Source organism: Tepidimonas charontis (assembly GCF_007556685.1).
Classification (GTDB): domain Bacteria; phylum Pseudomonadota; class Gammaproteobacteria; order Burkholderiales; family Burkholderiaceae_C; genus Tepidimonas; species Tepidimonas charontis.
Genome location: NZ_VJON01000045.1, coordinates 1 through 22,057, shown reverse-complemented (window position 1 = coordinate 22,057; position 22,057 = coordinate 1). Strand labels below are relative to the sequence as shown.

Here is a 22,057-nt window from a genome sequence, read left to right as displayed (position 1 = left end):
CACCCGCACGCGCCCGCCCCGGGGGCCAACCCCGCGTCACCCGCCTCCCCGGCCCCCTTCGACGCCCGCAAACCCACCGGAGGACATCACCATGGTCCACACCACTGAACACCACTGGCCGCGCCGCACGCTGCTGCTGGCCGCGCTGGCCACCGTGCCTTTGGCGGTCGGCGCGCACGGACCGCAGGCGCACGGCCACGCCACACGCGCCGCGGCCCTGCCGCCCGAGCAAAAGCCGTGGGGCATCGCGGGCGACCCCGCGCGCGTGACGCGTACCATCGAAGTCCGCATGGGTGACGATATGCGTTTTCACCCCAGCCGCCTGACCGTGCGCCAAGGGGAGACCGTGCGGCTGCGCGCCGTCAACCGCGGACAGGTGCTGCATGAAATCGTGCTCGGCACGCCCGAAGCGCTGGCGGCACACGCCGCCCTCATGAAAAAGCACCCCAACATGGAGCACGACGAACCCCACATGGCCCACGTCGCACCGGGGCAGCGCGGCGACATCATCTGGCACTTCAACCGGGCCGGTGACTTTCAGTTCGCCTGCCTGATTCCGGGTCATTTCGAAGCGGGCATGATCGGTCACATCCGGGTCGAGCCCACCACACTGGAGACGACACGATGAAGCGACGCGACTGCATCCGTTGGGGGGCGGCGTGCCTGACCGCCCCCGCCACGGGCTGGCTGGGGGCGCAGACCGCGGCCCCGCTGATCCGGGTATGGAAGGATCCGAACTGCGGCTGCTGCAACGACTGGATCCGGCACCTGCACGCCCACGGTTTTCGCGTCCAAGCGTTCGACAGCGGCAACGCCGCCATGCGCCAACGCCTGGGCATACCGCCGGCGCTGGCCTCGTGCCACACGGCGCAGGTGGGCGGCTACGTCATCGAAGGACACGTGCCAGCCGCCGATATCCAGCGCCTACTGCGCGAGCGCCCGGCGGCGCTGGGTCTGGCGGTGCCGCGCATGCCGGTGGGCAGCCCAGGCATGGACGGACCCGAGTATGGCAACCGCCGCGATCCTTATGACGTCTTGTTGGTCCAACGCGACGGCGCCACCCGCATCTACGCCAGCTACCCAGGCAGCACCGCGCCCGCGCCACATGGCGGTCATGGGGCGCCTGGACCGGCCAGCGCCGACGCCGCCCCGAGCGCTGCCGGGGACGACTGGGCCACCGGTGAGATCCGCCGCATCGACGACGCTGCCGGCAAGATCACCTTGCGCCATGGGCCCATCCCCCACCTGGACATGCCGCCGATGACCATGGTGTTCCAGGTGCGCGACCGCGCGCTGCTGCAGGGGCTGCAACCCGGCCAGACGGTGCGTTTTCGCGCCCTACACATCGGCGGTGCCTATATCGTGACCGACATCAAAGCGGGGCCATGAAGGCCGCGCTAGCATTGCGGTCATGCATACACTCGTGGACGCTACCCTGATCGCGGCCGACAACGCGCTGCGTACCCTATTGGCGCCGCATCGCGCCGCCCGGCCTGCTCCCTGCGTGGCAGCCGAACGGGCCGCCGAAGCGGCGCAGCTCACGCCCGAACAGCAGCGTCTGTCCGGGGCGCTGATGCGCGTCAACCACGTGGGCGAGATCTGCGCCCAGGCGCTCTATACCGGGCAAGCCTTCGCCGCCCGCGTCGGGCCCGGGCAGGCTGCCGAGCGCGAGCGCGTGGCACGCCACCTGGAGGCCGCCGCGCAGGACGAGACCGACCACCTCGCTTGGTGTCAGCAACGGCTCGATGAGCTGGGCGACCGCCGCTCACTGCTGGTGCCGCTGTGGTACGCGGGGGCGTTTGCCATCGGCGTGGCGGCCGGCTTGGCCGGACGCGGCGTCAGCCTGGGCTTCGTCGTCGAAACCGAACGCCAGGTGGAGGCGCACCTGGATGGCCATCTCGACCGTCTGCCGCCGCAAGACCATCCCTCGCGCGCCATCGTCGCGCAAATGAAGGCCGATGAGGTGCGGCACGCGCGCGAGGCCAAGGCCGCAGGCGGCATCGAGCTGCCAAGGCCCATCCAATGGGCCATGCGGGCAGCGGCCAAAGTCATGACCACGGTAGCGCACCGGGTTTGAGCGCGGCCATGCGCCACCGCGGTGCGCCACCCGCCGGCCCCGCGTGGTGCCATCGCCCACCGGCCCGCGCCGCATCGACGCCGCTTACGCCACCTCCACCAGCTCGTAGCTGGTGGTGATCTGCGCCGTCTTGGCCAGCATGATGCTGGCCGAGCAGTATTTCTCGTGACTGAGTTGGATGGCGCGCTCCACCGCCGCTGCCGGGATGCCTTTGCCCTGCACGATGAAATGCATATGGATGCGGGTGAACACCTTCGGCTCGGTCTCGGCACGCTCGGCCGTCAGCTTCACCTGGCAGCCGCGCACATCGTGCCGGCCGCGCCTGAGGATCATCACGATATCGAACGACGTGCACCCCCCGGTGCCCGCCAACACCAGCTCCATCGGGCGCGGGGCCAGGTTGGCGCCGCTGGTTGACGGGTTGGCCGGATCGATCGCCCCGTCCATCGCCACGAGATGGCCGCTGCCGGTGGCCGCGATGAAACCCATATTCGAACCGACACCCGTCGGGCCGATCCAGGTAACCGTGCATTCCATGGTGTAGATGTCTCCGAAACGACAGACGGCCCGAGGGCCGACGAATGGTGATGTTGCAGCGCAATATCAGTGATCTATAATAAAAATCATTGTAATGATGTCATCGCGTGACCTGCCGATGCGCGGCGACATCTCGGGTTTTCCGGTTGTCTCCTCTGCCCTCAATGGGTGGTTCTGGCCCAAGCCGCGTGGCTTGGGCCATTTTTTTGGCGTCGGTGCCAGCCGCAGCGCCCAGTCGCCGCCAACGCCCCGGACACACCCCGCGCCACCGAGTCCAACGCGCCTCTGGGCGGTCCGCACGCGGATATGATCGGTCCATCTGTTCCAACGCTCGTCCCATGTCCCACCGATCGACGCCCAAGGCCCACGCCGACGGTACAGCGACCACGCTGACCCCTGCCGACTATCTCAAAAAAATCCTCACTGCGCGCGTGTATGACGTGGCGCGCGAAACCCCGCTGGAGCCCGCGCGCAACCTCAGCCGGCGCTTGCACAACAAGGTGCTGCTCAAGCGCGAGGACCAGCAACCCGTCTTCAGCTTCAAGCTGCGCGGTGCCTACAACAAGCTCGCCCACTTGAGCCCCGAGCAGCTGCAGCGCGGTGTCATCTGTGCCTCGGCCGGCAACCACGCGCAAGGGGTGGCGCTGGGCGCGCACAAACTGGGCGTGCGCGCGGTCATCGTCATGCCCACCACCACCCCCCAGGTCAAAATCGATGCCGTGCGCGCCCTGGGCGGCGAGGTCGTGCTGCACGGCGACAGCTACTCCGACGCCGCCCAGCACGCCAGCGCGTTGGCCCAACAGCAGGGGCTGACCTTCGTGCACCCTTTCGACGACCCGGATGTGATCGCCGGCCAAGGCACCATCGCGATGGAGATGCTGCGCCAGCTGCAGGGCCTGGGGTCGAACCGGCTCGATGCCGTCTTCGTCGCCATCGGCGGCGGCGGCCTGATCGCCGGCGTGGGCACCTACATCAAAGCGGTGCGGCCCGACATCCGCGTCATCGGCGTACAAATGAACGACTCCGACGCCATGTTGCGCTCGGTGCAGAGCGGCCAGCGTGTGCAGCTCAGCGACGTCGGCCTGTTTTCCGACGGCACCGCCGTCAAATACGTCGGCGCAGAAACCTTTCGCCTGGCGCGCCAGGTGGTGGACGAATTCGTCACCGTGGACACCGACGCCGTCTGTGCCGCCATCAAGGACGTCTTCGTCGACACCCGCAGCATTGTCGAGCCCGCCGGCGCCATGGCGGTGGCGGCCATCAAAAAATACGTGGCCGAGCGCAAGACGCGCGGCGAGACCTACGCCGCCATCCTGTGCGGCGCCAATATGAATTTCGACCGCCTGCGCTTCGTCGCCGAGCGCGCCGAAGTGGGCGAGGAACGCGAAGCGCTGTTTGCCGTCACCATTCCCGAGGAGCGCGGCAGCTTCCTGCGCTTCCTGCACGCCATCGGCAGCCTGCCCGGCGGCCCGCGCAACGTCACCGAGTTCAACTACCGCATCCACGACACCCAGGTGGCGCACGTCTTCGTTGGCCTGACCACGCACGGCCGAGGCGAGAGCGCCAAAATCGCCGCCGCGTTCGAAAAGCACGGCTTTCGCACGCTGGACCTGACGCACGACGATCTGGCGCAGGAGCACATCCGCCACATGGTGGGCGGCCACTCGCCGCTGGCGCACGACGAGCGCTTGCTGCGCTTCATCTTCCCCGAACGGCCCGGCGCACTGCTGAAGTTCCTGACGCTGATGCGTCCGAGCTGGAACATCAGCCTGTTCCACTACCGCAACCAGGGCGCCGACTACGGCCGCATCCTGGTTGGTCTGCAGGTACCGCCCAAGGACGACGCAGCGTTCGAAGCCTTCCTGCGCGATCTGGGCTACCCCTACGTGGACGAGACCGACAACCCGGTCTACCGGGTGTTTTTGCGCGGATGAGCCGCCGCGCGGGCGCTCGCGCTCGACGGTGCCGCCGCCTTTGCCTTCAGCGCACGTCCGCACGCCCGTGGAACCGCGGTATCGGCTGGGTGAGTCGGACTGACATGGCAGTGGCGCGCGGCAGTACCATGCGCAGTCAGTCCGTCGTGTGCTCCCTGGCGCCGGTGTGCCCCGCCTGCGGCACTCACGGGGTGGTCGCCGCGGGCAGGGACAAGCGCACCGCCTCGCCGCCCTGTACGGGCGCCAACCAGACGCCGGTGCGCTCGACCCGGTCCACACGCCAGCCGTCCGGCAGCGTGGCGCCGACGCGATAGGCACGCGGCGCACTACCCTCGCGCGCCAACAGCGCCGCGCCGGCGCCTGCCCGGTCGGCGATCACACCCACCAGCCGCCACCCTTGGGCGGGATGGGACGCGGGTGCGGCCTGCGCCAGGGGCGCATCCCCGTCGGCGGACGGCACCACCTGGGCGCCCAGCGCGCGCGCCACCCGCGCCGTATCCACCACCGCTGCCGACACCGTTGGCGACGGAAGGGGCTCTGCGGGCGCAACGCCCCACGCGCGCCAGCCCCAGTAGGCGGTTTGCGCCCCCGCCAAGGCCCACAGAGCCAGCGAGGTCAGCGCCGCCACCGTGACACGGCCCCCAACGGGCCGACGCGTGTGGGTCCCAACCGGAGTCATCGTCGCTTGCATATTCGCGATTATCATGAACCCATGCGTCATTTCCCACCCACAACACCCCCAACCGGTCTGCCGCACCCCGTCGCCACAGGCAAACGCCGCGGCTTTACCCTCATCGAACTGCTGGTGATCCTGGTCATCATCGGCGTGTTGGCGGCGCTGATCGTGCCTAACGTGATCGAGCGCGCCGACGAGTCGCGCGTGACGGCAGCGCGCGCTGACGTCGCCAACCTGATGCAGGCGCTCAAGTTGTACCGGCTGGACAACCAGCGCTACCCTACCCAAGAGCAGGGCTTACAGGCCCTGGTGCAGCGTCCCACCGTGGCGCCGGTGCCGCCCAACTGGCGCCCCTACCTGGAAAAATTGCCCAACGACCCGTGGGGCCGCCCCTATCAGTATCTCAACCCGGGCACCTACGGCGCCGTGGACGTGTTCTCACTGGGCGCCGACGGTCAGCCGGGTGGCGAGGGCAACGATGCCGACATCGGCAGTTGGCAGTGAGCCGCGGCAGGGCAGCCGCGGGATCGCGGGCTTGACCCTGTTGGAGATGCTGGTGGCGTTGACGATCGTGGCGGTGGCCGGCGCCGGGCTGGCGTGGGCACTGCGCGACGGCGATGAAGACCGGCTCGACCAGCAAGCGCTGCGCCTGCAAGCGCAGCTGGAGGTGGCGCGCAGCCTCGCTCGGGCCACGGCAACGCCCCTGCGCCTGCGTGTGCTGCCAAACGGTTACACGTTCGAAGGTGCACCGCAGGCCGACACCGAGCTGGTCGGCCCCCACCGCTGGCTGGATGCCCGTATGCTCGTCCGCCTCACCCCCGATCCACTCGTCCTCGGTCCCGAGCCGATGGGCGCACCGCTGCGCCTCGAATTGGCGCTGGGGACGGCGCGCCGTGCACTCGTCAGCGACGGCTGGGCGCCCATCGCGATCGAGTAGCGCCGATGGCTCCACACAGCCCTGTCGCCCGCCGACGGCTGCGCGGCTTCACGCTGGTGGAGGTGCTGGCGGCGCTGGCTGTCGTCGCCACCGCGCTGGCAGCGGGCAGCCAGGCGTCGGCGGCGCTGATCCGCATGGCCGAGCGCCAGATGCAGCAGTGGCTGGCGCAGCGCTGCGCCGACGATGCCCTGGTGGCGGCGCGGCTGGACCCCATTTTTCCCGCGCCCGGCGTTCGCGCCGAGCGCTGCACGCAAGGCGGACTGGCCTTCGTCGTCGAGCTCGACATTGGGACGACCCCCAACCCGAGCATTCGCCGAGTGCAAGCGCGCGTGGCGCTGGCCGAGCGGCCGGACGAGGTGCTGCTGCGCACCACGACGATCGTGGGACGCCACTGATGCGACGCGGACACCGTCACGGCGGCTTCACGCTGCTCGAATTGCTGGTCGCGCTGAGCGTACTGGCGCTGCTGGCGCTGCTGAGCTGGCGCGGTATCGACGCACTGCTGCGCACGCGTCAAACCGTCGAACACACCTCGCAAGCCCTATTGGGCTGGCAAACGGCCCTGGCCCAGTGGCAGACCGACCTGGACGCCTGGGCAGCGGCGTTCGACGAGGGTGCCGACGGCGTGCCCCGCTGGTCGGTCGCCGCCGATACGGTGCGCCTGGTGCGACGTGCGCCGGCGGCTGACCGCGACGCGAGCGGTTGGTCGGTGGTGGCCTGGGCCGCGACGGACGGCGGCACGCGCTGGTCGCGCTGGCAGTCGCCACCCGTTGCGGATCGCGACCAACTGGCGCTGTTGTGGCAGATGGCCCCGCAGCGTGTGCGCAGCGAAGGGGTGCGCACCGTCACCATCCGCGCGTGGGCGCTGCAGGTCTGGAGCGACGGCCGCTGGCAAGCCGCCGCCGCTGACGCAGCGCCAGCGGCGGCACGGCTGATCCTGACCCCTGCGCCGGCCCAGCCGCTGACGGGGCCCGTGAGCGTGGCCTGGGTAGCGCCTTGGGTGGCCGGAGGCAAGCGATGAGGCGAGCCCGACAGCGCGGTGCTGCTTTGTTGATGGCCATGCTGACGGTGGGCGTGGTGGCGACGCTGGCGGCCACGGCCTACTGGCAGCAGTGGCGGGCCTGGGCCATCGAGCGCAGCGAACGCGAACGCACCCAAGCCGCTTGGCTGCTCACCGGCGCTCTCGACTGGGCGCGCCTCATCGTGCGCGAGGACGGCCGCGCCAGCACCGTCGATCACCTGGGGGAACCATGGACCGTGCCCTTGCAAGCCACGCGACTGTCGACGTTTCTGGAACGAGCCGACAGCAACGACACAGACGCCACCGATGAGGCGTGGCTGTCCGGGCGCATCGAAGACGAGCAGGGTCGCCTGAATTGGCGCAACTTGGTCGAAGTCATCGGCGACGCGCCTCAGTTGGCACGCGCCGAGTACGCGCGCTTCGAGCGTCTGTTTGCCCAGCTTGGACTGCCCCGCAACGAGCTGGACGCCGTCGCCCAGGGGCTGCTGCGCGCATGGTCCGCCGCGCCGACGTCTGGGCCGACACCGCTGCGTCCGCAACGGCTGGCCGATTTGCGACGGCTCGGTCTGTCGCACGGCACACTGGCGGCGCTCGAGGCCCTGACCACGTGGCTGCCAACCCCGACCGCACTCAACGTCAACACGGCGCCGCCCGCCGTGTTGCAGGCAGCCGTGGCCGGTCTGGACGCCAGCGCCGCGCAGCGCTTGGTGCAGCAACGCGCCCAGCGGCATTTCGCGTCCCCGCAGGCGTTCGTCGCAGCGCTTCCACCATCCGTCGCGCCACCGGATGCCACGGCGTTGGCGGTCAACAGCCGTTACTTTCGCGTCACGGGACGAGTCCGCCTGGGCAGCTTGACGGTCGATCAACAAGCCCTGCTCGTGCGCGACGGCGTCCGTGTCAACGTGGTGTGGCGCCAACAGTATCCCCTGCCGACGACCGACATGACCCAGTGATATCCTCTGCGCGCTCGACCTCTGCCGTCCCATGCTGTTCATCCGCCCCCCGTCTTCCCTTGGCTTTGGCAGCGCTGGTGCTGTGCCAGACCACACCGCCCTGTGGCACTGGGCGCGCAGCCTCGACGGGCAACGGATGGCTGCACATGGGACCATCGGTAGTGCCGAACTCGACGGCTTGCCCGACCGCGCGGCCACCGTCCTCGTCGTCCCCGCAGCGTGGCTGTCGTGGCATCGCATTCGTCTGCCGCAGGGTCGGGCGGGACGCACGCCGGCGGTCATCGCCGGTTTGCTCGAAGACGCGGTCCTGGACGATCCCGCCGCGTTGCATGTGGCGCTCGAACCCTACCCGAGCCGCGCGGACCGTGCGCAGGGAGCCTGGGTTGCGGTCTGCCGGCGCGACGCACTGCTGGCCGCGTTGGAGCGGCTACAGCAGCGGGGGTGGACCGTGCACGCCATCGTGCCCGAGGTGGCCCCCGCACCGAGTTGGCTGGCCTGGGCGCATCGGATCGACGACATCCCCCATCTGACGCTGGCCGGGCCCGAGGGTGTGCTGTGTCTGCCGCTGGGCTCTGCGCCGCTCGCCCTCCCTTGGGAACCGAGCGTGACGCAGGCGTGGGCCGAGCCGGATGCACTCGAGGCGGCCGAGCGCGCTGCGCCTCAGTGGCCCTGGGCGCTGGCGCCAGGCGGCCAGCTTTGGCTGCACCATTGGAGCGCCGGCTGGAATTTGGCCCAATTCGACCTCAAAGCGCGGGTGGGCGGCGCGTGGTGGCAGCGCTTGGCCCAGCGTGCACACGCCATCTGGCAGGCGCCGGCGTGGCGTCCGGCGCGCTGGGCGCTGGCCACACTGGCGGCGATACCGGCGCTGGCTGTGCCTGCGCTGGCTTGGCAGAGCCAGCGGCAGGAGTATGCCCTGCGCGCCGCCCTGCAGCAGGCCGCGCGCGCGGCGCTGCCAGGCACCCCTGTGCTGCTCGATCCCGTGCGGCAAGTACACCAGGCCGTGGCGCGTGAGCGCGCGCGCACCGGCACCGCCACCCCGCACGCGGTCGAGCGCCTGTTGCACGCGTGGGGCGACACGCCCGACCTGCCCCCGTTGCGCATGCTGGCCGTGGACGGCGGACGCATTCGGCTCCAGCCCCTGAGCCCCGCGAGCGCGCAGCGCCTGCAAGCCGCACTGGGTGCGCGTGGCTGGACCGTAGCCGAGGATAGCGACGGACGCTGGACCGTGAGCGAAACCGGAGGGGCACCATGACCCGTCCCTGGGCCACCGGCGCTTGGACGCGACTGCGGGCGCACTGGACTGCTGGGCCCGCTTGGCGCCGGCGCCTGCTGACCGCGGGGCTTACCCTCGCGGTGCTGCTCCTGCTGTGGTCCTTCGTTTGGCTGCCCGCCTGGCGGCAACTGCGCGACGGACCCGCGCGGCAGGCGCAATTGCTGGCGGCCATCGGTGCCGTGCAGCGCGACGCCGCCGCGCTGGCGGCCCTGCGGCGCCTGCCCGATGTCGGCGCAACCAACCAGACAGCCGAGAGCCTATCGGCAGCGCTGCACGCCCGCAGCCAGCACTGGCTGGGCACCACGGCGCGCAGCGCGGCCTTGGGCGACGGCTGGGAAGTCGCCTTCGACGGCGCCAGCAGCGCCGGCCTGGCCGCGTGGCTGGCCGACCTGCGTCAAACGCTGGGCTTGATGCCGGTGCACCTGCAATGGGAACGCGACCCCACCACGGGCAACTGGCGCGGCTCGGCGCGCCTGATGGTGGCCGGAGGTGCCCCATGAGCGCTCGCTGGCGCGCGGCAGCAGCCGCCTTTGTCCTGGGCCTGGTGGTGGGCAGCATCGTCTGGGCACCGGCGCGCTGGTGGGCGCTGGCCGTTGATGGCATGACCCATGGGCGCGTGCGCTTGGTCCATCCGCAGGGCAGCCTCTGGCAGGGTGAGGCCGGGTTGGTTGTGCGCGGCGATGGCGGCACGCTCGTCCTGCCGGGCGGCATCGCCTGGCGCTTGGGCGCCGTCGGCGCGCCGCATCCAGGCGTGACACTGGATCTGACGTTGCGCTGCTGCGCCGCCCAAGCGTGGCGCTGGCACATCGGCCGCGCCGACGGGGCTTGGCTGATCACCAGCCAGCCGCACCGCAGCACGTGGGACCTCGCTTGGCTGGGGTCACTCGGCTCGCCGTGGAATACCCTCGGCCTGCAGGGACGGCTGACGCTGGAGGTGGGCGCGCTGCGTTGGCCCGTCGGCACCGCCGCGACGGGCGCGGCCGCACAACCCACCGGCGCGTGGACAGCCGAGGTGCTGGACCTGTCGGCGGCCGTCTCCACCGTTCGCCCGCTGGGCAGCTACCGCCTTGGCGGCGAGCTGGACGACGCCGGCCCGACCCTGAGGCTGAGCACGCTCTCAGGCGACCTGCACCTGGAAGGCGCCGGTGGCTGGCAGCGCGGCCGCTTTTATTTCGAGGGCTTGGCACAAGCGACGCCACAACGGCTCGACGCCCTATCCAACTTGCTCAACCTGCTCGGTCGGCGCGACGGCGCGCGCGCCCACCTCCGATTCGGATGATGCCGATGCCATCGATTTTTGCTTCTCGCCTGCTGCGGTACACGCTGGCCGCTGCCATTTCGACCGTGCTGTCGGCCACGGCTGCCCCGATCGCAGCGCAAACGCCCGCACCCGCGGTGCGTCCCGGACAGCCCGTCACCCTCAATTTCGTCGATGCCGACATCGACGCCGTGGCGCGCGCGATCGGGCTGCTCAGCGGGCGCCACATCGTCGTCGATCCGCGCGTCAAGGGTACCCTGACGCTGGTGACCGACAACCCCGTTGCCGCGCCGACCGCTTTGGCCCAATTCGGCGCCGAGCTGCGGCTGCGCGGCTTTGCCCTGGTGGAGTCACAGGGCATCCTCAAGATCGTTCCCGAAGCCGAAGCAAAATTGCTGGGCGGCCCGGTGCTCACCGAGGGGCAGACCCCGCGCGCGGGCCAACTCGTCACGCAAATCTTTCGCCTGCAGCACGAAAACGCCGCCAACCTGCTGGCCGTGCTGCGCCCGCTCATCAGCCCCAACAACCCCATCAGCGTCAATCCGGGCAACAACGCCTTGGTCATCACGGACTACGCCGACAACCTGCAGCGGCTGGGGCGCATCATCGCCGCGCTGGACGTCGCCGGCGGCACCGACCTGGAGGTGATTCCACTGCAGCACGCCGTCGCCAGCGACCTGGTGCCGCTGCTGTGGCGCCTGCTCGAAGGCGAGGACGCGCCCCCGAAGCCCGCGGCGGGCGCGGCGGCGCCCAGCACGGCACGACTGGCCTTATTGGCCGAGCCGCGCAGCAACGCCATCCTGGTGCGCGCCGCCAACCCAGCGCGGCTGGCGCTGGTGCGTGCGCTCATCGACAAGCTCGATCGCCCCAGCGCCGGCACCGCCGCCACCAACGTGCGGGTCGTCTATTTGCGCAACGCCGACGCCGTGCGGCTGGCCGCGACGCTGCGCGCGGCGTTGGCTGCCGATGCCGGCACGCCAACCACCGGCACCGCGACTGCCGCCGGCGCTGCAGCCGCGGGGGCAAGCACGTCGAGTGCGGTGCGCACCGCCGGTGCCTCCGCTGCCCACGCCACGCCGGCGACCTCCAGCGACGCCGTCAGCACCGGCGGCATCGTCCAAGCCGACCCCGCCAGCAATGCGCTCATCATCACCGCGCCCGAGCCACTGTACCGCCAGCTGCGCCAGGTGATCGACCAGCTCGATGTGCGGCGCGCGCAGGTGTACGTGGAAAGCCTGATCGCCGAGGTCAGCGCCGAAAAAGCCTCCGAAATCGGCATTCAGTGGCAGGGCCCGATCGGGCGCGCGGGCGACGGCTTGATCGGCCTGCTGGGCACCAACTTCGGCAGCGGTGGCGCCAACCTCATCAACCTGGCCACCCAAAACGGCGGGCAGGGGCAGCTGCCCGCCCCAGGACTCAATATCGGCATCGCCCAACGCATCGGCGGTGTCTACGTGCTCAGCGCGCTGGCCCGCTTTCTGGAGACCAATGGCGACGCCAACATCCTGTCCACCCCCAATCTGCTGACCCTGGACAACGAGGAAGCCAAGATCGTCATCGGTCAAAACGTCCCCTTCATCACGGGCCAGTACACCGCCAACAACAGCAACCAAGGTGCGGTCAACCCGTTTCAGACCATCGAACGCAAGGACGTCGGGCTGACGCTGCGCGTCAAGCCTCAGATCAACGAACAGGGCACGGTCAAGCTGGCCATTTTTCAAGAAGTCAGCAGCGTCGTGCCGAGCTCGATCGGTTCGCCCAGTGGCCTCATCACCAATAAGCGCTCGATCGAATCGACGGTGCTGGTGGAGGATGGCGGCATCGTCGTGCTCGGCGGCTTGTTGCAGGACGAATACGGGGGCAATCAGGACAAAGTGCCTGGTCTGGGCGACGTGCCGGTATTCGGCAACCTGTTCCGCAGCGAAAAGCGCACGCGCAAGAAAACCAATCTGATGGTCTTTCTGCGCCCGGTGGTAGTGCGCGATGCCCGCCAGAGCGAGACCCTGGCGCTGGACCGTTACGAGTGGATGCGCGCCGCCCAGCAGCAGGCCCAGCCCGCCGTCAGCCGCGCCCACCCGGTCAACGACGCACCGGTGCTGCCCGCGCTGCCCGCGCTGCCCGCGCTGCCCGCCGCAGCCAGCAACGGCGCCGAGCCTGCACCGTCGGCGCCGCAGCCGCCCGACGCAACGCCGCAACGCCCGTGACATGAGCGCCGCCCATCCGCTGCCCTATGCCTTTGCGCGCGGCCACGGTGTGCTGCTGCAGCTCGACCGCGGCTTGGCTTGCCTGTATGCGCGCGCCCCTGGCCCCGGTGAACGCATCGCACGCCTGAGCGCCATCGGCGAGGTGCAGCGTCGTCATGGGATCTGCCCGTTGGTGTGGGAGGAGCCCGACGCTTTCGAGCGCCGGCTGCAGGCCGCCTACGGGGATGGCGGCAGCACCAGTGCCGCGGCCATCGTCAGCGAAGTGGAAAACCTGGCCGATCTGTCGCGCCTGCTGCAAGAGCTGCCGCAGATCGAGGACCTGCTCGAAGCCGCCGACGACGCGCCCATCATCCGCATGCTCAATGCCCTGCTGACCCAGGCCGTGCGTGAGCGCGCCAGCGACATCCACATCGAGCCCTATGAGCGCCACTCCAGCGTGCGCTTTCGCATCGACGGCACGCTGCGCGAAGTGGTGCAGCCCAACCGCGCGCTGCACGCCGCGCTCATTTCGCGTCTGAAAATCATGGCCGAACTGGACATCGCGGAGAAGCGCTTGCCGCAGGATGGCCGCATCAGCCTGCGCCTGGGCGGGCGGGCGGTGGACGTGCGCGTCTCCACCTTGCCCAGCGCCCACGGCGAGCGCGCCGTGCTGCGGCTGCTGGACAAATCCGAAGGCGTGCTCAGTTTGGAGGCGCTCGGCATGCACGGCGGCACACTGGAACACTTCGTCCGCCTGATCCAGCAGCCGCATGGCATCGTACTGGTCACCGGCCCCACCGGCTCGGGCAAGACCACCACGCTGTACGCGGCCCTGTCGCGCCTGGATGCCGACCGGCTCAACATCATGACGGTCGAAGACCCGATCGAGTACGAGCTGCCCGGCATCGGTCAAACCCAGGTCAACCCCAAAATCGACCTCACATTCGCCCAGGCGCTACGCGCCATCCTGCGGCAAGACCCGGATGTGATCATGATTGGCGAAATCCGCGACCGCGAAACCGCGCAGATCGCCATCCAAGCCTCGCTCACTGGCCACTTGGTGCTGGCGACCCTGCACACCAACGATGCCCCCAGCGCCGTCACGCGCCTGGTGGACATGGGCGTAGAGCCCTTTTTGCTGTCGAGCTCGCTGCTGGGCGTGCTGGCGCAGCGCCTGGTGCGCAAGGTCTGCCCGGCCTGCCACGGCACGGGCTGCCCGGCGTGCGGACACAGCGGCTACCAGGGCCGCCAAGGGATTTTCGAGCTGATGACCGTCGACGACGCCCTGCGCGCGCTGATTCACGAGCGTGCGCCGGAGGCGGCCCTGCGCGAGCATGCGCTGCGTCACGGGATGGTGCCGCTGCGCGCGGCGGGCGACGCCTTGGTGGCGCAAGGCATCACCACCGCCGAAGAGGTCTGGCGCGTCACGCGCGATTGAGGAGACGTCGCGGCCGTGACCACGTACCGTTATGAGGCCATCGATGCCCGCGGCCGACGTCAGCGTGGCCTGATCGACGCCGACTCGCCGCGCGCGGCGCGCACGCTGCTGCGCGCGCGCGACCTCGTGGCACTGTCGGTGCAGGAGGCGCAGCCCGCCGCTGCCCAACGCCGTCGCTGGGGGCGCGCGCCGCTGGCCGGCGAACGCCGCGCCACCTGGACGCGACAGCTCGCCTCGCTGGTGGGTGCCGGCTTGCCGCTGGAGCGAGCCCTGGCCAGCCTGGCCGAAGAAGCCGAAACGCCACACGAGCGCGAACTCGTCGCCCACCTGCGCGCCGAGGTCCATGCCGGCAGCCCTCTGGCGACAGCCTTGGCGGCCTATCCGCGTACCTTCGACGACAGCTACCGCGCCGTCGTCGCCGCCGGCGAAGCCAGCGGGCGCCTGGGCACCGTATTGGAGCGCTTGGCCAACGAACTCGAAGCGGCGACCGCGCTGCGCCAACGCCTGTTGTCGGCCCTGCTGTATCCCGCCATCGTCACGGTATTCGCGTTGGCCATCGTCGTCTTTCTGATGACCTATGTGGTGCCGCAGGTGGCCCAAGCCTTCAGCAGCGGACGGCGAGCGCTGCCGGCTCTGACGGTGGCCATGCTGCATGCCAGCGCTTTCTTGCGCCATTGGGGTTGGTCGGTGCTCGCACTGGCGCTGTTGGTGGGCGCCGGCTTGGCCTGGGCACGACGCCAGCCAGTGCTGCGCGAACGCCTGGACCGCGCCTGGTTGGCCGTGCCGGTGTGGGGACGCTTGAGCCGTCAAGTCGATCTGACACGCTTGACCGCCACCCTGGCCTTGCTGACCGGCGCCGGGGTGCCGTTGCTGCGCGCGCTGCACACTGCCGGCGCCACCGTTCGCAACCACGCCCTGCGCTCGGATGTCGCACACGTCTTGACCCTGGTGCGCGAGGGTGCGCCGCTGGCCGCCGCGCTGGCCACACGAGCGGCGTTTGCCGGGCCCTTGGTCACGTTCGCCCGCCTGGGCGAGCAAACGGGGCAGCTCAGTGCCACGCTGCAACGCGCCGCCCAACAGATGGCCGCTGACGTGCAGCGCCGCACCCTGCGCCTGGCCACCCTGCTGGAGCCCGCGCTCATCGTCGGCATGGGCGTGATCGTGCTGTTGATCGTTCTGTCGGTGATGCTGCCCATCATCCAACTCAACCAGCTGGTACGCTAAAAGCCATGACGATCGCCAGCGCGCCCCCCACCGACCCCGACGGCACCTGGCTGCCCCAGGCCCGCCGTGTGCCCTCGCCAAATCATGGCCCGCGGCCCAGCGGCGTCACGCTCGACCTGATCGTCGTGCACGCCATCAGCTTACCGCCCGGTGAGTACGGCGGCCCCTACATCGAGCAGCTATTCACCAACACCCTCGACTGCGACGCCCACCCCTACTTCCAGACCCTGCGCGGGCTGCAGGTGTCGGCGCACTTTCTCATTCGGCGCGACGGCGAGTTGATCCAGTTCGTGGCCTGCGAGCGCCGCGCCTGGCATGCTGGCCAGTCACGCTGGCGCGCCCGCCCCAACTGCAACGATTACGCCATCGGCATCGAACTCGAAGGGCTCGATGGCGATGTCTTTGAGCCGGCCCAGTACCAAGCGCTGGCCGCGCTGTGCCAAACCCTGCGGCAACGCTATCCGACATTGGCGGCCGTGGTGGGGCACGAGCACATCGCACCCGGGCGCAAGCGCGACCCCGGCCCCGGTTTCGATTGGGTACGTCTGCAAGCCTTGACGGGCTGGCCCGCCGACTGTTTTGCCGATGTCATCGGCCCCACCACCGGCCCCCACACCCGGCGCTGAAACCGACCACCGTGCCCCGCGCGTGAGCGGAAAACGACGCCTACGGGCAAACCCGGAGATATCGCCGCGACCGTGGGCAATAGAAATTTTCAAGCCCGCGGCACTTATCCAGCCCACCGCGCCCGCTACACTACCGGTAGTGTTCTTCAGGCATCGCAGACACTATATCTAGTGTCTGGCGGTGTGATCCCAGGCCCTTGCTCCACAGCACAGCCATGCAGACGATCCAGATGCCCAACTCCCCTGCCACCGCCCACGGCGTCGCCGCCGAGGCAGCCCGCGCCATCAGCGGCAGCGTCCTGCCCAACTACCAAATCATCCGCCGCAACGGCGCGGTGGTGCCCTTCGAGCCGAACAAAATCGCGGTAGCGATGATGAAGGCCTTCCTGGCCGTGCACGGGCCGCAAGGGGCGGCTTCGGCTAGCGTGCGCGAGACGGTCGAGCAGCTCACCCAGACCGTGGTGCGCGCGTTGATGCGCTCGCGCCCGGGCGGCGGCACCTTCCACATCGAGGACGTGCAGGACCAGGTCGAACTCGGCCTGATGCGCGGCGGCCACCACGAGGTGGCGCGTGCCTACGTGCTCTATCGCGAGCGGCGCGCACAGGAGCGCGCGGCCAAGGCGGCGCAACAGCAGCCGGCTGCCCAACCCGTGCTGCATGTCATCGACGGCGGCGAGCGCCGGCCGCTCGACCTCGAGCGGCTGCGCGCGCTCATCGCCTCGGCGGTCGAGGGCCTGGGGCCCGACGTCCAAGCCGAGCCCATCGTGGCCGAGACGCTGCGCAACCTCTACGACGGCGTGCCGATGGAGGAGGTGCACAAAGCCGCCATCCTGGCGGCGCGCACCAAGATCGAGACCGACCCCGACTACACCTACGCCACCGCGCGGCTGCTGCTGCACACCATCTACAAAGAGGCGCTGGGCGAGGAAGTCACGCACGCGCAGATGCGCGAGCGCTACGCCGAATACTTTCCCGCCTTCATCAAAAAAGGCGTACAAGCCGAGCTGCTCAACCCCGAGCTGCTCACCTTCGACCTGGAGCGGCTGGGCGCGGCGCTCAAAGCCGAGCGCGACCTGCAGTTCGACTACCTGGGTCTGCAAACGCTGTACGACCGCTACTTCCTGCACGTGCGCAAGCAGCGCATCGAGCTGCCGCAGGCCTTCTTCATGCGCGTGGCCATGGGGCTGGCGCTCAACGAAATCGACCGCGAGGCGCGCGCCATCGAGTTCTACGAGGTCTTGTCCTCGTTCGACTTCATGAGCAGCACACCGACCCTGTTCAACAGCGGCACCCTGCGCTCGCAGCTATCGAGCTGCTACCTCACCACCGTGCCCGACGACCTGGACGGCATTTACGAGGCCATCAAGGAAAACGCGCTGTTGTCCAAATTCGCCGGTGGCCTGGGCAACGATTGGACGCGCGTGCGCGCACTGGGCAGCCACATCAAAGGTACCAACGGCGAAAGCCAAGGCGTGGTGCCGTTTCTCAAAGTCGTCAACGACACCGCGGTCGCGGTCAATCAAGGCGGCAAGCGCAAGGGCGCCGTCTGCTGCTATCTGGAAACCTGGCACCTGGATATCGAAGAATTCCTGGAGCTGCGCAAAAACACCGGTGACGACCGTCGCCGCACGCACGACATGAACACCGCCAACTGGATTCCGGATCTGTTCATGAAGCGCGTGATGGAAGACGGCGAGTGGAGCCTGTTTTCGCCCTCCAGCGTGCCCGATCTGCACGACCGCTACGGGCGTGATTTCGAAACCGCCTACCTCGCCTACGAGGAAAAAGCAGCCCGCGGGGAAATCAAGCCGTACAAAAAAGTGCGCGCCGTCGACCTGTGGCGCAAGATGCTGACGATGCTGTTCGAAACCGGGCACCCGTGGATCACCTTCAAAGATCCGTGCAACATCCGCAGCCCGCAGCAGCACGTCGGCGTCGTGCACTCATCCAATCTGTGCACCGAAATCACGCTCAACACCAGCGACACCGAAATCGCGGTGTGCAATCTGGGGTCGGTCAATCTGGCGCAGCACCTCAAAGACGGCCCGAACGGCAAAGTGCTCGATCACGACAAGCTCAAGCGCACCATCACGGTGGCCATGCGCATGCTCGACAACGTGATCGACATCAACTACTACGCGGTCAAGAAAGCGCGCGACTCCAACCTGCGCCACCGTCCGGTCGGCTTGGGCATCATGGGCTTTCAGGACGCGCTGTACCAACTGCGCATTCCCTACGCCTCGCAAGCCGCGGTCGAATTCGCCGACCAATCGATGGAGGCGGTGTGCTACTACGCCTACTGGGCCAGCAGCGACCTGGCCGTGGAGCGTGGCCGTTATTCGACCTACAGGGGCTCGCTGTGGGATCGCGGCATCCTGCCGATCGACTCGATCGATCTGCTCGCACAGGAGCGCGGCGGCTACGTCGAAGTGGACCGCTCGCGCACCCTGGACTGGGACGCGCTGCGCGCCAAGATCGCGCGCGACGGCATGCGCAACTCCAACTGCATCGCCATCGCCCCCACCGCCACCATCTCCAACATCGTCGGCGTGGACGCCTCGATCGAGCCATGCTTCGGCAACCTGTCGGTCAAATCCAACCTGTCGGGCGAATTCACCGTCGTCAACAGCTATTTGGTCAAAGACCTCAAGCGCTTGGGGCTGTGGGACGAGGTCATGATCATGGACCTCAAGCACTTCGACGGCTCGCTGCTGCCAATCGACCGCGTGCCGCAAGACATCAAGGAGCTGTACCGCACCGCGTTCGAAATCGAGCCGCGCTGGCTGGTCGAAGCCGCCGCACGGCGCCAGAAATGGATCGATCAGGCGCAAAGCCTCAACATCTACATGGCCGGTGCCTCGGGCAAAAAGCTCGATGAAACCTACAAGCTGGCCTGGATTCGCGGCCTCAAAACCACCTACTACCTGCGCACCGTCGGCGCCACCCACGCCGAAAAATCCACCGTGCGCAGCGGCGCGCTCAATGCCGTGCCCAACGCTTCATCGGGCACGGGCATGGCCGCCGTCGCGGGGGCGGTCGCCGCTGACCCCACGCCGGCCACCGACATCAAATTCTGCGCGCTCGACGACCCTGGCTGCGAAGCCTGTCAATGAGCCGATGACGTACGCTGCCAGCGCTCGGTGATGCCTGCGCGCAACACATCCGGGCGTGGTGGCCGGGCCATGCGGTTTCATCTTGTCAATCTTTCGACATTTTTCAATAATTTCACGAATTGGATCGCGCCATGCTCATCTGGGAAGACGACAAACCCATGATCACCCCGGCGTCGGGTCAACGCCCCGCCGCCGGGGCAGCCACCGCCACCAGTGCCGCACACATGCCGCAGGCGTCGGTCAGCCTTGCTGCGGTGGCCCCGGCTGCCATCGCACCCACGGAGGCCGCAGCGGCTGCGGCTGCCTCCGTGTCGGTGCCCGCCGTCGCCGCCGCCCAAGGCCCCAGCCAAGCCGTGCGTGCACAGGCGGCCAGCTTTCGGCGCATCAACGTGGCCGACAAGCGCATCATCAACGGTCAGACCGACGTCAACCAGCTCGTCCCCTTCAAGTACAAGTGGGCCTGGGAAAAATATCTGGCCACCTGCGCCAATCACTGGATGCCGCAGGAAATCAATATGTCGCGCGACATCGCGCTGTGGAAAGACCCCAACGGCCTGACCGAAGACGAGCGCCGCATCGTCAAGCGCAACCTGGGCTTTTTCGTCACCGCCGACTCGCTCGCCGCCAACAACATCACCCTGGGCACCTACCGCCACATCACGGCGCCCGAGTGTCGGCAATTTCTGCTGCGCCAAGCCTTCGAAGAAGCCATCCACACCCACGCCTACCAGTACATCGTCGAGTCGCTCGGCCTGGACGAAGGGGAAATCTTCAACGCCTATCACGAAATCCCGTCGATCCGCGACAAGGATGAGTTCCTGATCCCGTTCATCGACGCGATCATGGATCCGAACTTCCGCACCGGCACGCCCGAGGCCGACCAAACCCTGCTGAAGTCGCTCATCGTCTTCGCCTGCCTGATGGAAGGGCTGTTCTTCTACGTCGGTTTCACGCAGATTTTGGCCCTGGGGCGGCAAAACAAAATGACCGGTGCCGCCGAGCAATACCAGTACATCCTGCGCGACGAGTCGATGCACTGCAATTTTGGCATCGACATGATCAACCAGATCAAGCTGGAAAATCCGCATCTGTGGACGCGCGCCTTCAAGGACGAGATCACGGCGCTCTTTCACAAGGCGGTGGACTTGGAGTACCGCTACGCCGAAGACACCATGCCGCGCGGCGTGCTCGGGCTCAACGCCAGCATGTTCAAGGGCTACCTGCGCTACATCGCCAACCGGCGCGCTACCCAGATCGGGCTCGATCCGCTTTTCCCCAACGAAGAGAATCCCTTCCCGTGGATGAGCGAGATGATCGATTTGAAAAAGGAGCGTAATTTCTTCGAGACGCGCGTCATCGAGTACCAATCCGGCGGCGCTCTGAGCTGGGACTGAGTCCCGGCTTGGTCGCCCTCACCGAGGGCCGCGCGGCATCCATTTTTCCACCGCCAACCCAACGCAGGAGAACCCCCATGGCAACCGGAAAGAAGGCCGCCGCCGCGGCCAGCCAACCCGTCAAACCCGAAGCGAAGGCGCCTCGCCGTAGCGGTGCGCGCCCAGCGGCCGCGGCCGCTTCTTCTGCTGCCGAGGCGGCAGTGAACGACGTCAGCCGCCCGGCCGGCGCCACCCCAGCACCGAAGGCGGTCAAGAAGACCGCCGCGGCATCGGCGCAGAAGGCCACCGCGGCCCAGCCAAAGAAGCCGGCCAAACGCAGCACCGCCACGGCCGACGCCGCAGCCACTGCCGATACCCAGAAACGTGCCAAAGCAAGCCGCATGGCCACCACCGAAGGTGCTGCCGCCCCAAGCGCAAAAGGCAAAGGGCAGAAGAAGGCGGCGGCAACGGCTCCCGACACCGCCGCCGCAGCACCCACCCGCCCAGACAAAGGCAAAAAGAAGAAGGCCGCAACGGCGACGGCTGACGCCAGCGTGGCAGACGCGAAGCCATCCAAGGCCAAGTCCACGTCCAAGGCAAAGCGCAAGTCAAGCGGAGATGAGTTGTCGGCTGCGGCCGCCCACGTTCAGGGCACGACGAAAGCCAAGCGTTCCACCGCCAAGGCAGCCCCTGTCGGCAAGGCCAACGCTGCCGCGCCAGCGGTGAGCGCCCCAGCCAGCCGCGCGCGCGCCACCCGGGCCAGCAGCACCGCCGGCGCACAGGCCCCGGCCGCTGAGGCCGCCGCAACCGCGGCCGCCACCCAGGCACCGGTCCCCAAAGCCGACCAGCAGTCCGGCGGCAAGCGCACGGCCAAAGGCACTGCCCCGAAGAGCGCCGACACAACCACCGCCAAGCCTGCCAAGAAAGAGTCGGCTCAAAGCAAGGGCCAATCGACTGGCAAAGCGGCCACCCAACGCACCCAGGCAGCGAAGACCACCGCTCCAGCCCCCGCCGCCCAGACCAAGCTCACGCCGAAGGCAGCGTGGCCGTTTCCGACTGGCCCGCGCCCCTGATCGTTGGCGGTGCAGGCCCAGGCGCCCGCACCCGACGGCGCCTGCGCGCAGCGTGTGCGCCGCGCCTCACACGGGGCGTGGCGCCGGTTCTTCGGTCAGCGTGAAGCGGTAGTTTTGTCCACCCTGGGTGGCGATTTTGGCGGCTCCCATGCGGTTGCCCAGGTGCGCGGCTTGCACCGGTGACCAGCCCGCTGCCAAGCCATAGAGTAGTCGCCCCTGAAATATTCATAACATCATGATTTTTCTTGTGTTATTGTCTGTTTGCGAGTACAATTTCCCCCAGATTTGATGGTCTGATGCGCCGTTTTCTGGGAGTTTTTCGATGTTTGCCTGCCCCGCCACCGAGGACTTCTTCCGCTTG

21 protein-coding genes are annotated in these 22,057 nt (G+C 68.5%); 19 read left to right on the top strand and 2 right to left on the bottom strand.

Features of this window, described 5'->3' with window-relative positions:
- The first annotated feature begins 91 nt into the window (after nucleotides 1–91).
- Genes Tchar_RS11515 through coq7 form a run of 3 tightly spaced genes read left to right on the top strand, consistent with a single transcriptional unit; the run spans nucleotide 92 to nucleotide 2,077 of the window.
- Complete coding sequence (locus Tchar_RS11515; RefSeq protein ID WP_144329158.1) at nucleotides 92–628, top strand: cupredoxin domain-containing protein; 537 nt, start codon at nucleotides 92–94, stop codon at nucleotides 626–628.
- Entirely contained in the window at nucleotides 625–1,389 is a 765-nt protein-coding gene (locus Tchar_RS14335; RefSeq protein ID WP_144329157.1) for a DUF411 domain-containing protein, read from the top strand. Before Tchar_RS11515 ends, Tchar_RS14335 begins: the two co-directional genes overlap by 4 nt.
- Nucleotides 1,390–1,411: 22 nt before the next feature.
- Entirely contained in the window at nucleotides 1,412–2,077 is a 666-nt protein-coding gene (gene coq7 / locus Tchar_RS11505) for a 2-polyprenyl-3-methyl-6-methoxy-1,4-benzoquinone monooxygenase (RefSeq protein WP_144329156.1), read from the top strand.
- 84 nt (nucleotides 2,078–2,161) lie between these two features.
- On the opposite strand, the gene Tchar_RS11500 is transcribed toward coq7, so the two are convergent.
- On the bottom strand, nucleotides 2,162–2,614 hold the full coding sequence (locus Tchar_RS11500) for an OsmC family protein (protein ID WP_144329155.1): 453 nt from the start codon (nucleotides 2,612–2,614) through the stop codon (nucleotides 2,162–2,164).
- A 338-nt stretch (nucleotides 2,615–2,952) separates the two neighbouring features.
- On the opposite strand from Tchar_RS11500, the gene ilvA reads away from it, so the two are divergent.
- Nucleotides 2,953–4,548: a threonine ammonia-lyase, biosynthetic gene (gene ilvA, locus Tchar_RS11495; RefSeq protein WP_144329154.1), complete on the top strand. Its 1,596-nt coding sequence runs from the start codon at nucleotides 2,953–2,955 to the stop codon at nucleotides 4,546–4,548.
- A gap of 184 nt (nucleotides 4,549–4,732) precedes the next feature.
- Here ilvA and Tchar_RS11490 read toward each other — a convergent pair whose 3' ends face one another.
- A complete protein-coding gene (locus tag Tchar_RS11490; protein WP_144329153.1) occupies nucleotides 4,733–5,239 on the bottom strand; it encodes a hypothetical protein in 507 nt (168 codons plus the stop codon).
- A 21-nt stretch (nucleotides 5,240–5,260) separates the two neighbouring features.
- Here Tchar_RS11490 and gspG point away from each other — a divergent pair, with 21 nt between their 5' ends.
- The 15 genes from gspG (at nucleotide 5,261) to Tchar_RS11415 (ending at nucleotide 21,696) form a co-directional block, all read left to right on the top strand.
- The gene (gspG, locus tag Tchar_RS11485; protein WP_144329152.1) at nucleotides 5,261–5,728 is read left to right on the top strand and encodes a type II secretion system major pseudopilin GspG; all 468 of its coding nucleotides are present in this window, start codon (nucleotides 5,261–5,263) and stop codon (nucleotides 5,726–5,728) included.
- Complete coding sequence (locus tag Tchar_RS11480) at nucleotides 5,703–6,161, top strand: prepilin-type N-terminal cleavage/methylation domain-containing protein (RefSeq protein ID WP_144329151.1); 459 nt, start codon at nucleotides 5,703–5,705, stop codon at nucleotides 6,159–6,161. The genes gspG and Tchar_RS11480 overlap by 26 nt, the downstream gene beginning before the upstream one ends.
- Before the next feature lie 5 nt (nucleotides 6,162–6,166).
- On the top strand, nucleotides 6,167–6,556 hold the full coding sequence (locus Tchar_RS11475; RefSeq protein ID WP_144329150.1) for a type II secretion system protein GspI: 390 nt from the start codon (nucleotides 6,167–6,169) through the stop codon (nucleotides 6,554–6,556).
- A complete protein-coding gene (locus Tchar_RS11470) occupies nucleotides 6,556–7,182 on the top strand; it encodes a PulJ/GspJ family protein (RefSeq protein WP_144329149.1) in 627 nt (208 codons plus the stop codon). The genes Tchar_RS11475 and Tchar_RS11470 overlap by 1 nt, the downstream gene beginning before the upstream one ends.
- Nucleotides 7,179–8,135 carry a type II secretion system minor pseudopilin GspK gene (gspK, locus tag Tchar_RS11465; protein WP_144329148.1) on the top strand — a complete coding sequence of 319 codons (957 nt, stop codon included), beginning with the start codon at nucleotides 7,179–7,181 and terminating at the stop codon, nucleotides 8,133–8,135. Before Tchar_RS11470 ends, gspK begins: the two co-directional genes overlap by 4 nt.
- A gap of 31 nt (nucleotides 8,136–8,166) precedes the next feature.
- Nucleotides 8,167–9,387 (top strand): type II secretion system protein GspL, encoded by a 1,221-nt coding sequence (gspL, locus tag Tchar_RS11460; RefSeq protein WP_144329147.1) that lies wholly within the window; start codon nucleotides 8,167–8,169, stop codon nucleotides 9,385–9,387.
- Nucleotides 9,384–9,908, top strand: a complete 525-nt coding sequence (gspM, locus tag Tchar_RS11455) for a type II secretion system protein GspM (protein WP_144329146.1) — start codon at nucleotides 9,384–9,386, stop codon at nucleotides 9,906–9,908. Before gspL ends, gspM begins: the two co-directional genes overlap by 4 nt.
- Entirely contained in the window at nucleotides 9,905–10,687 is a 783-nt protein-coding gene (gspN, locus tag Tchar_RS11450; RefSeq protein ID WP_161595511.1) for a type II secretion system protein N, read from the top strand. Before gspM ends, gspN begins: the two co-directional genes overlap by 4 nt.
- Nucleotides 10,688–10,692: 5 nt before the next feature.
- Nucleotides 10,693–12,870, top strand: coding sequence for a type II secretion system secretin GspD (gene gspD, locus Tchar_RS11445; protein ID WP_144329144.1), 2,178 nt, complete (start codon nucleotides 10,693–10,695; stop codon nucleotides 12,868–12,870).
- Between the two features lies 1 nt (nucleotide 12,871).
- Entirely contained in the window at nucleotides 12,872–14,287 is a 1,416-nt protein-coding gene (locus tag Tchar_RS11440) for a GspE/PulE family protein (protein WP_144329143.1), read from the top strand.
- 15 nt (nucleotides 14,288–14,302) lie between these two features.
- Nucleotides 14,303–15,511 carry a type II secretion system inner membrane protein GspF gene (gene gspF, locus Tchar_RS11435; RefSeq protein ID WP_144329142.1) on the top strand — a complete coding sequence of 403 codons (1,209 nt, stop codon included), beginning with the start codon at nucleotides 14,303–14,305 and terminating at the stop codon, nucleotides 15,509–15,511.
- A 5-nt stretch (nucleotides 15,512–15,516) separates the two neighbouring features.
- Entirely contained in the window at nucleotides 15,517–16,137 is a 621-nt protein-coding gene (gene ampD, locus Tchar_RS11430) for a 1,6-anhydro-N-acetylmuramyl-L-alanine amidase AmpD (protein WP_144329141.1), read from the top strand.
- A gap of 215 nt (nucleotides 16,138–16,352) precedes the next feature.
- On the top strand, nucleotides 16,353–19,250 hold the full coding sequence (locus Tchar_RS11425; RefSeq protein ID WP_144329140.1) for a ribonucleoside-diphosphate reductase subunit alpha: 2,898 nt from the start codon (nucleotides 16,353–16,355) through the stop codon (nucleotides 19,248–19,250).
- A 131-nt stretch (nucleotides 19,251–19,381) separates the two neighbouring features.
- Entirely contained in the window at nucleotides 19,382–20,644 is a 1,263-nt protein-coding gene (locus Tchar_RS11420; RefSeq protein WP_144329139.1) for a ribonucleotide-diphosphate reductase subunit beta, read from the top strand.
- A 77-nt stretch (nucleotides 20,645–20,721) separates the two neighbouring features.
- Nucleotides 20,722–21,696 (top strand): hypothetical protein, encoded by a 975-nt coding sequence (locus tag Tchar_RS11415; protein ID WP_144329138.1) that lies wholly within the window; start codon nucleotides 20,722–20,724, stop codon nucleotides 21,694–21,696.
- Nucleotides 21,697–22,057 lie beyond the last annotated feature (361 nt).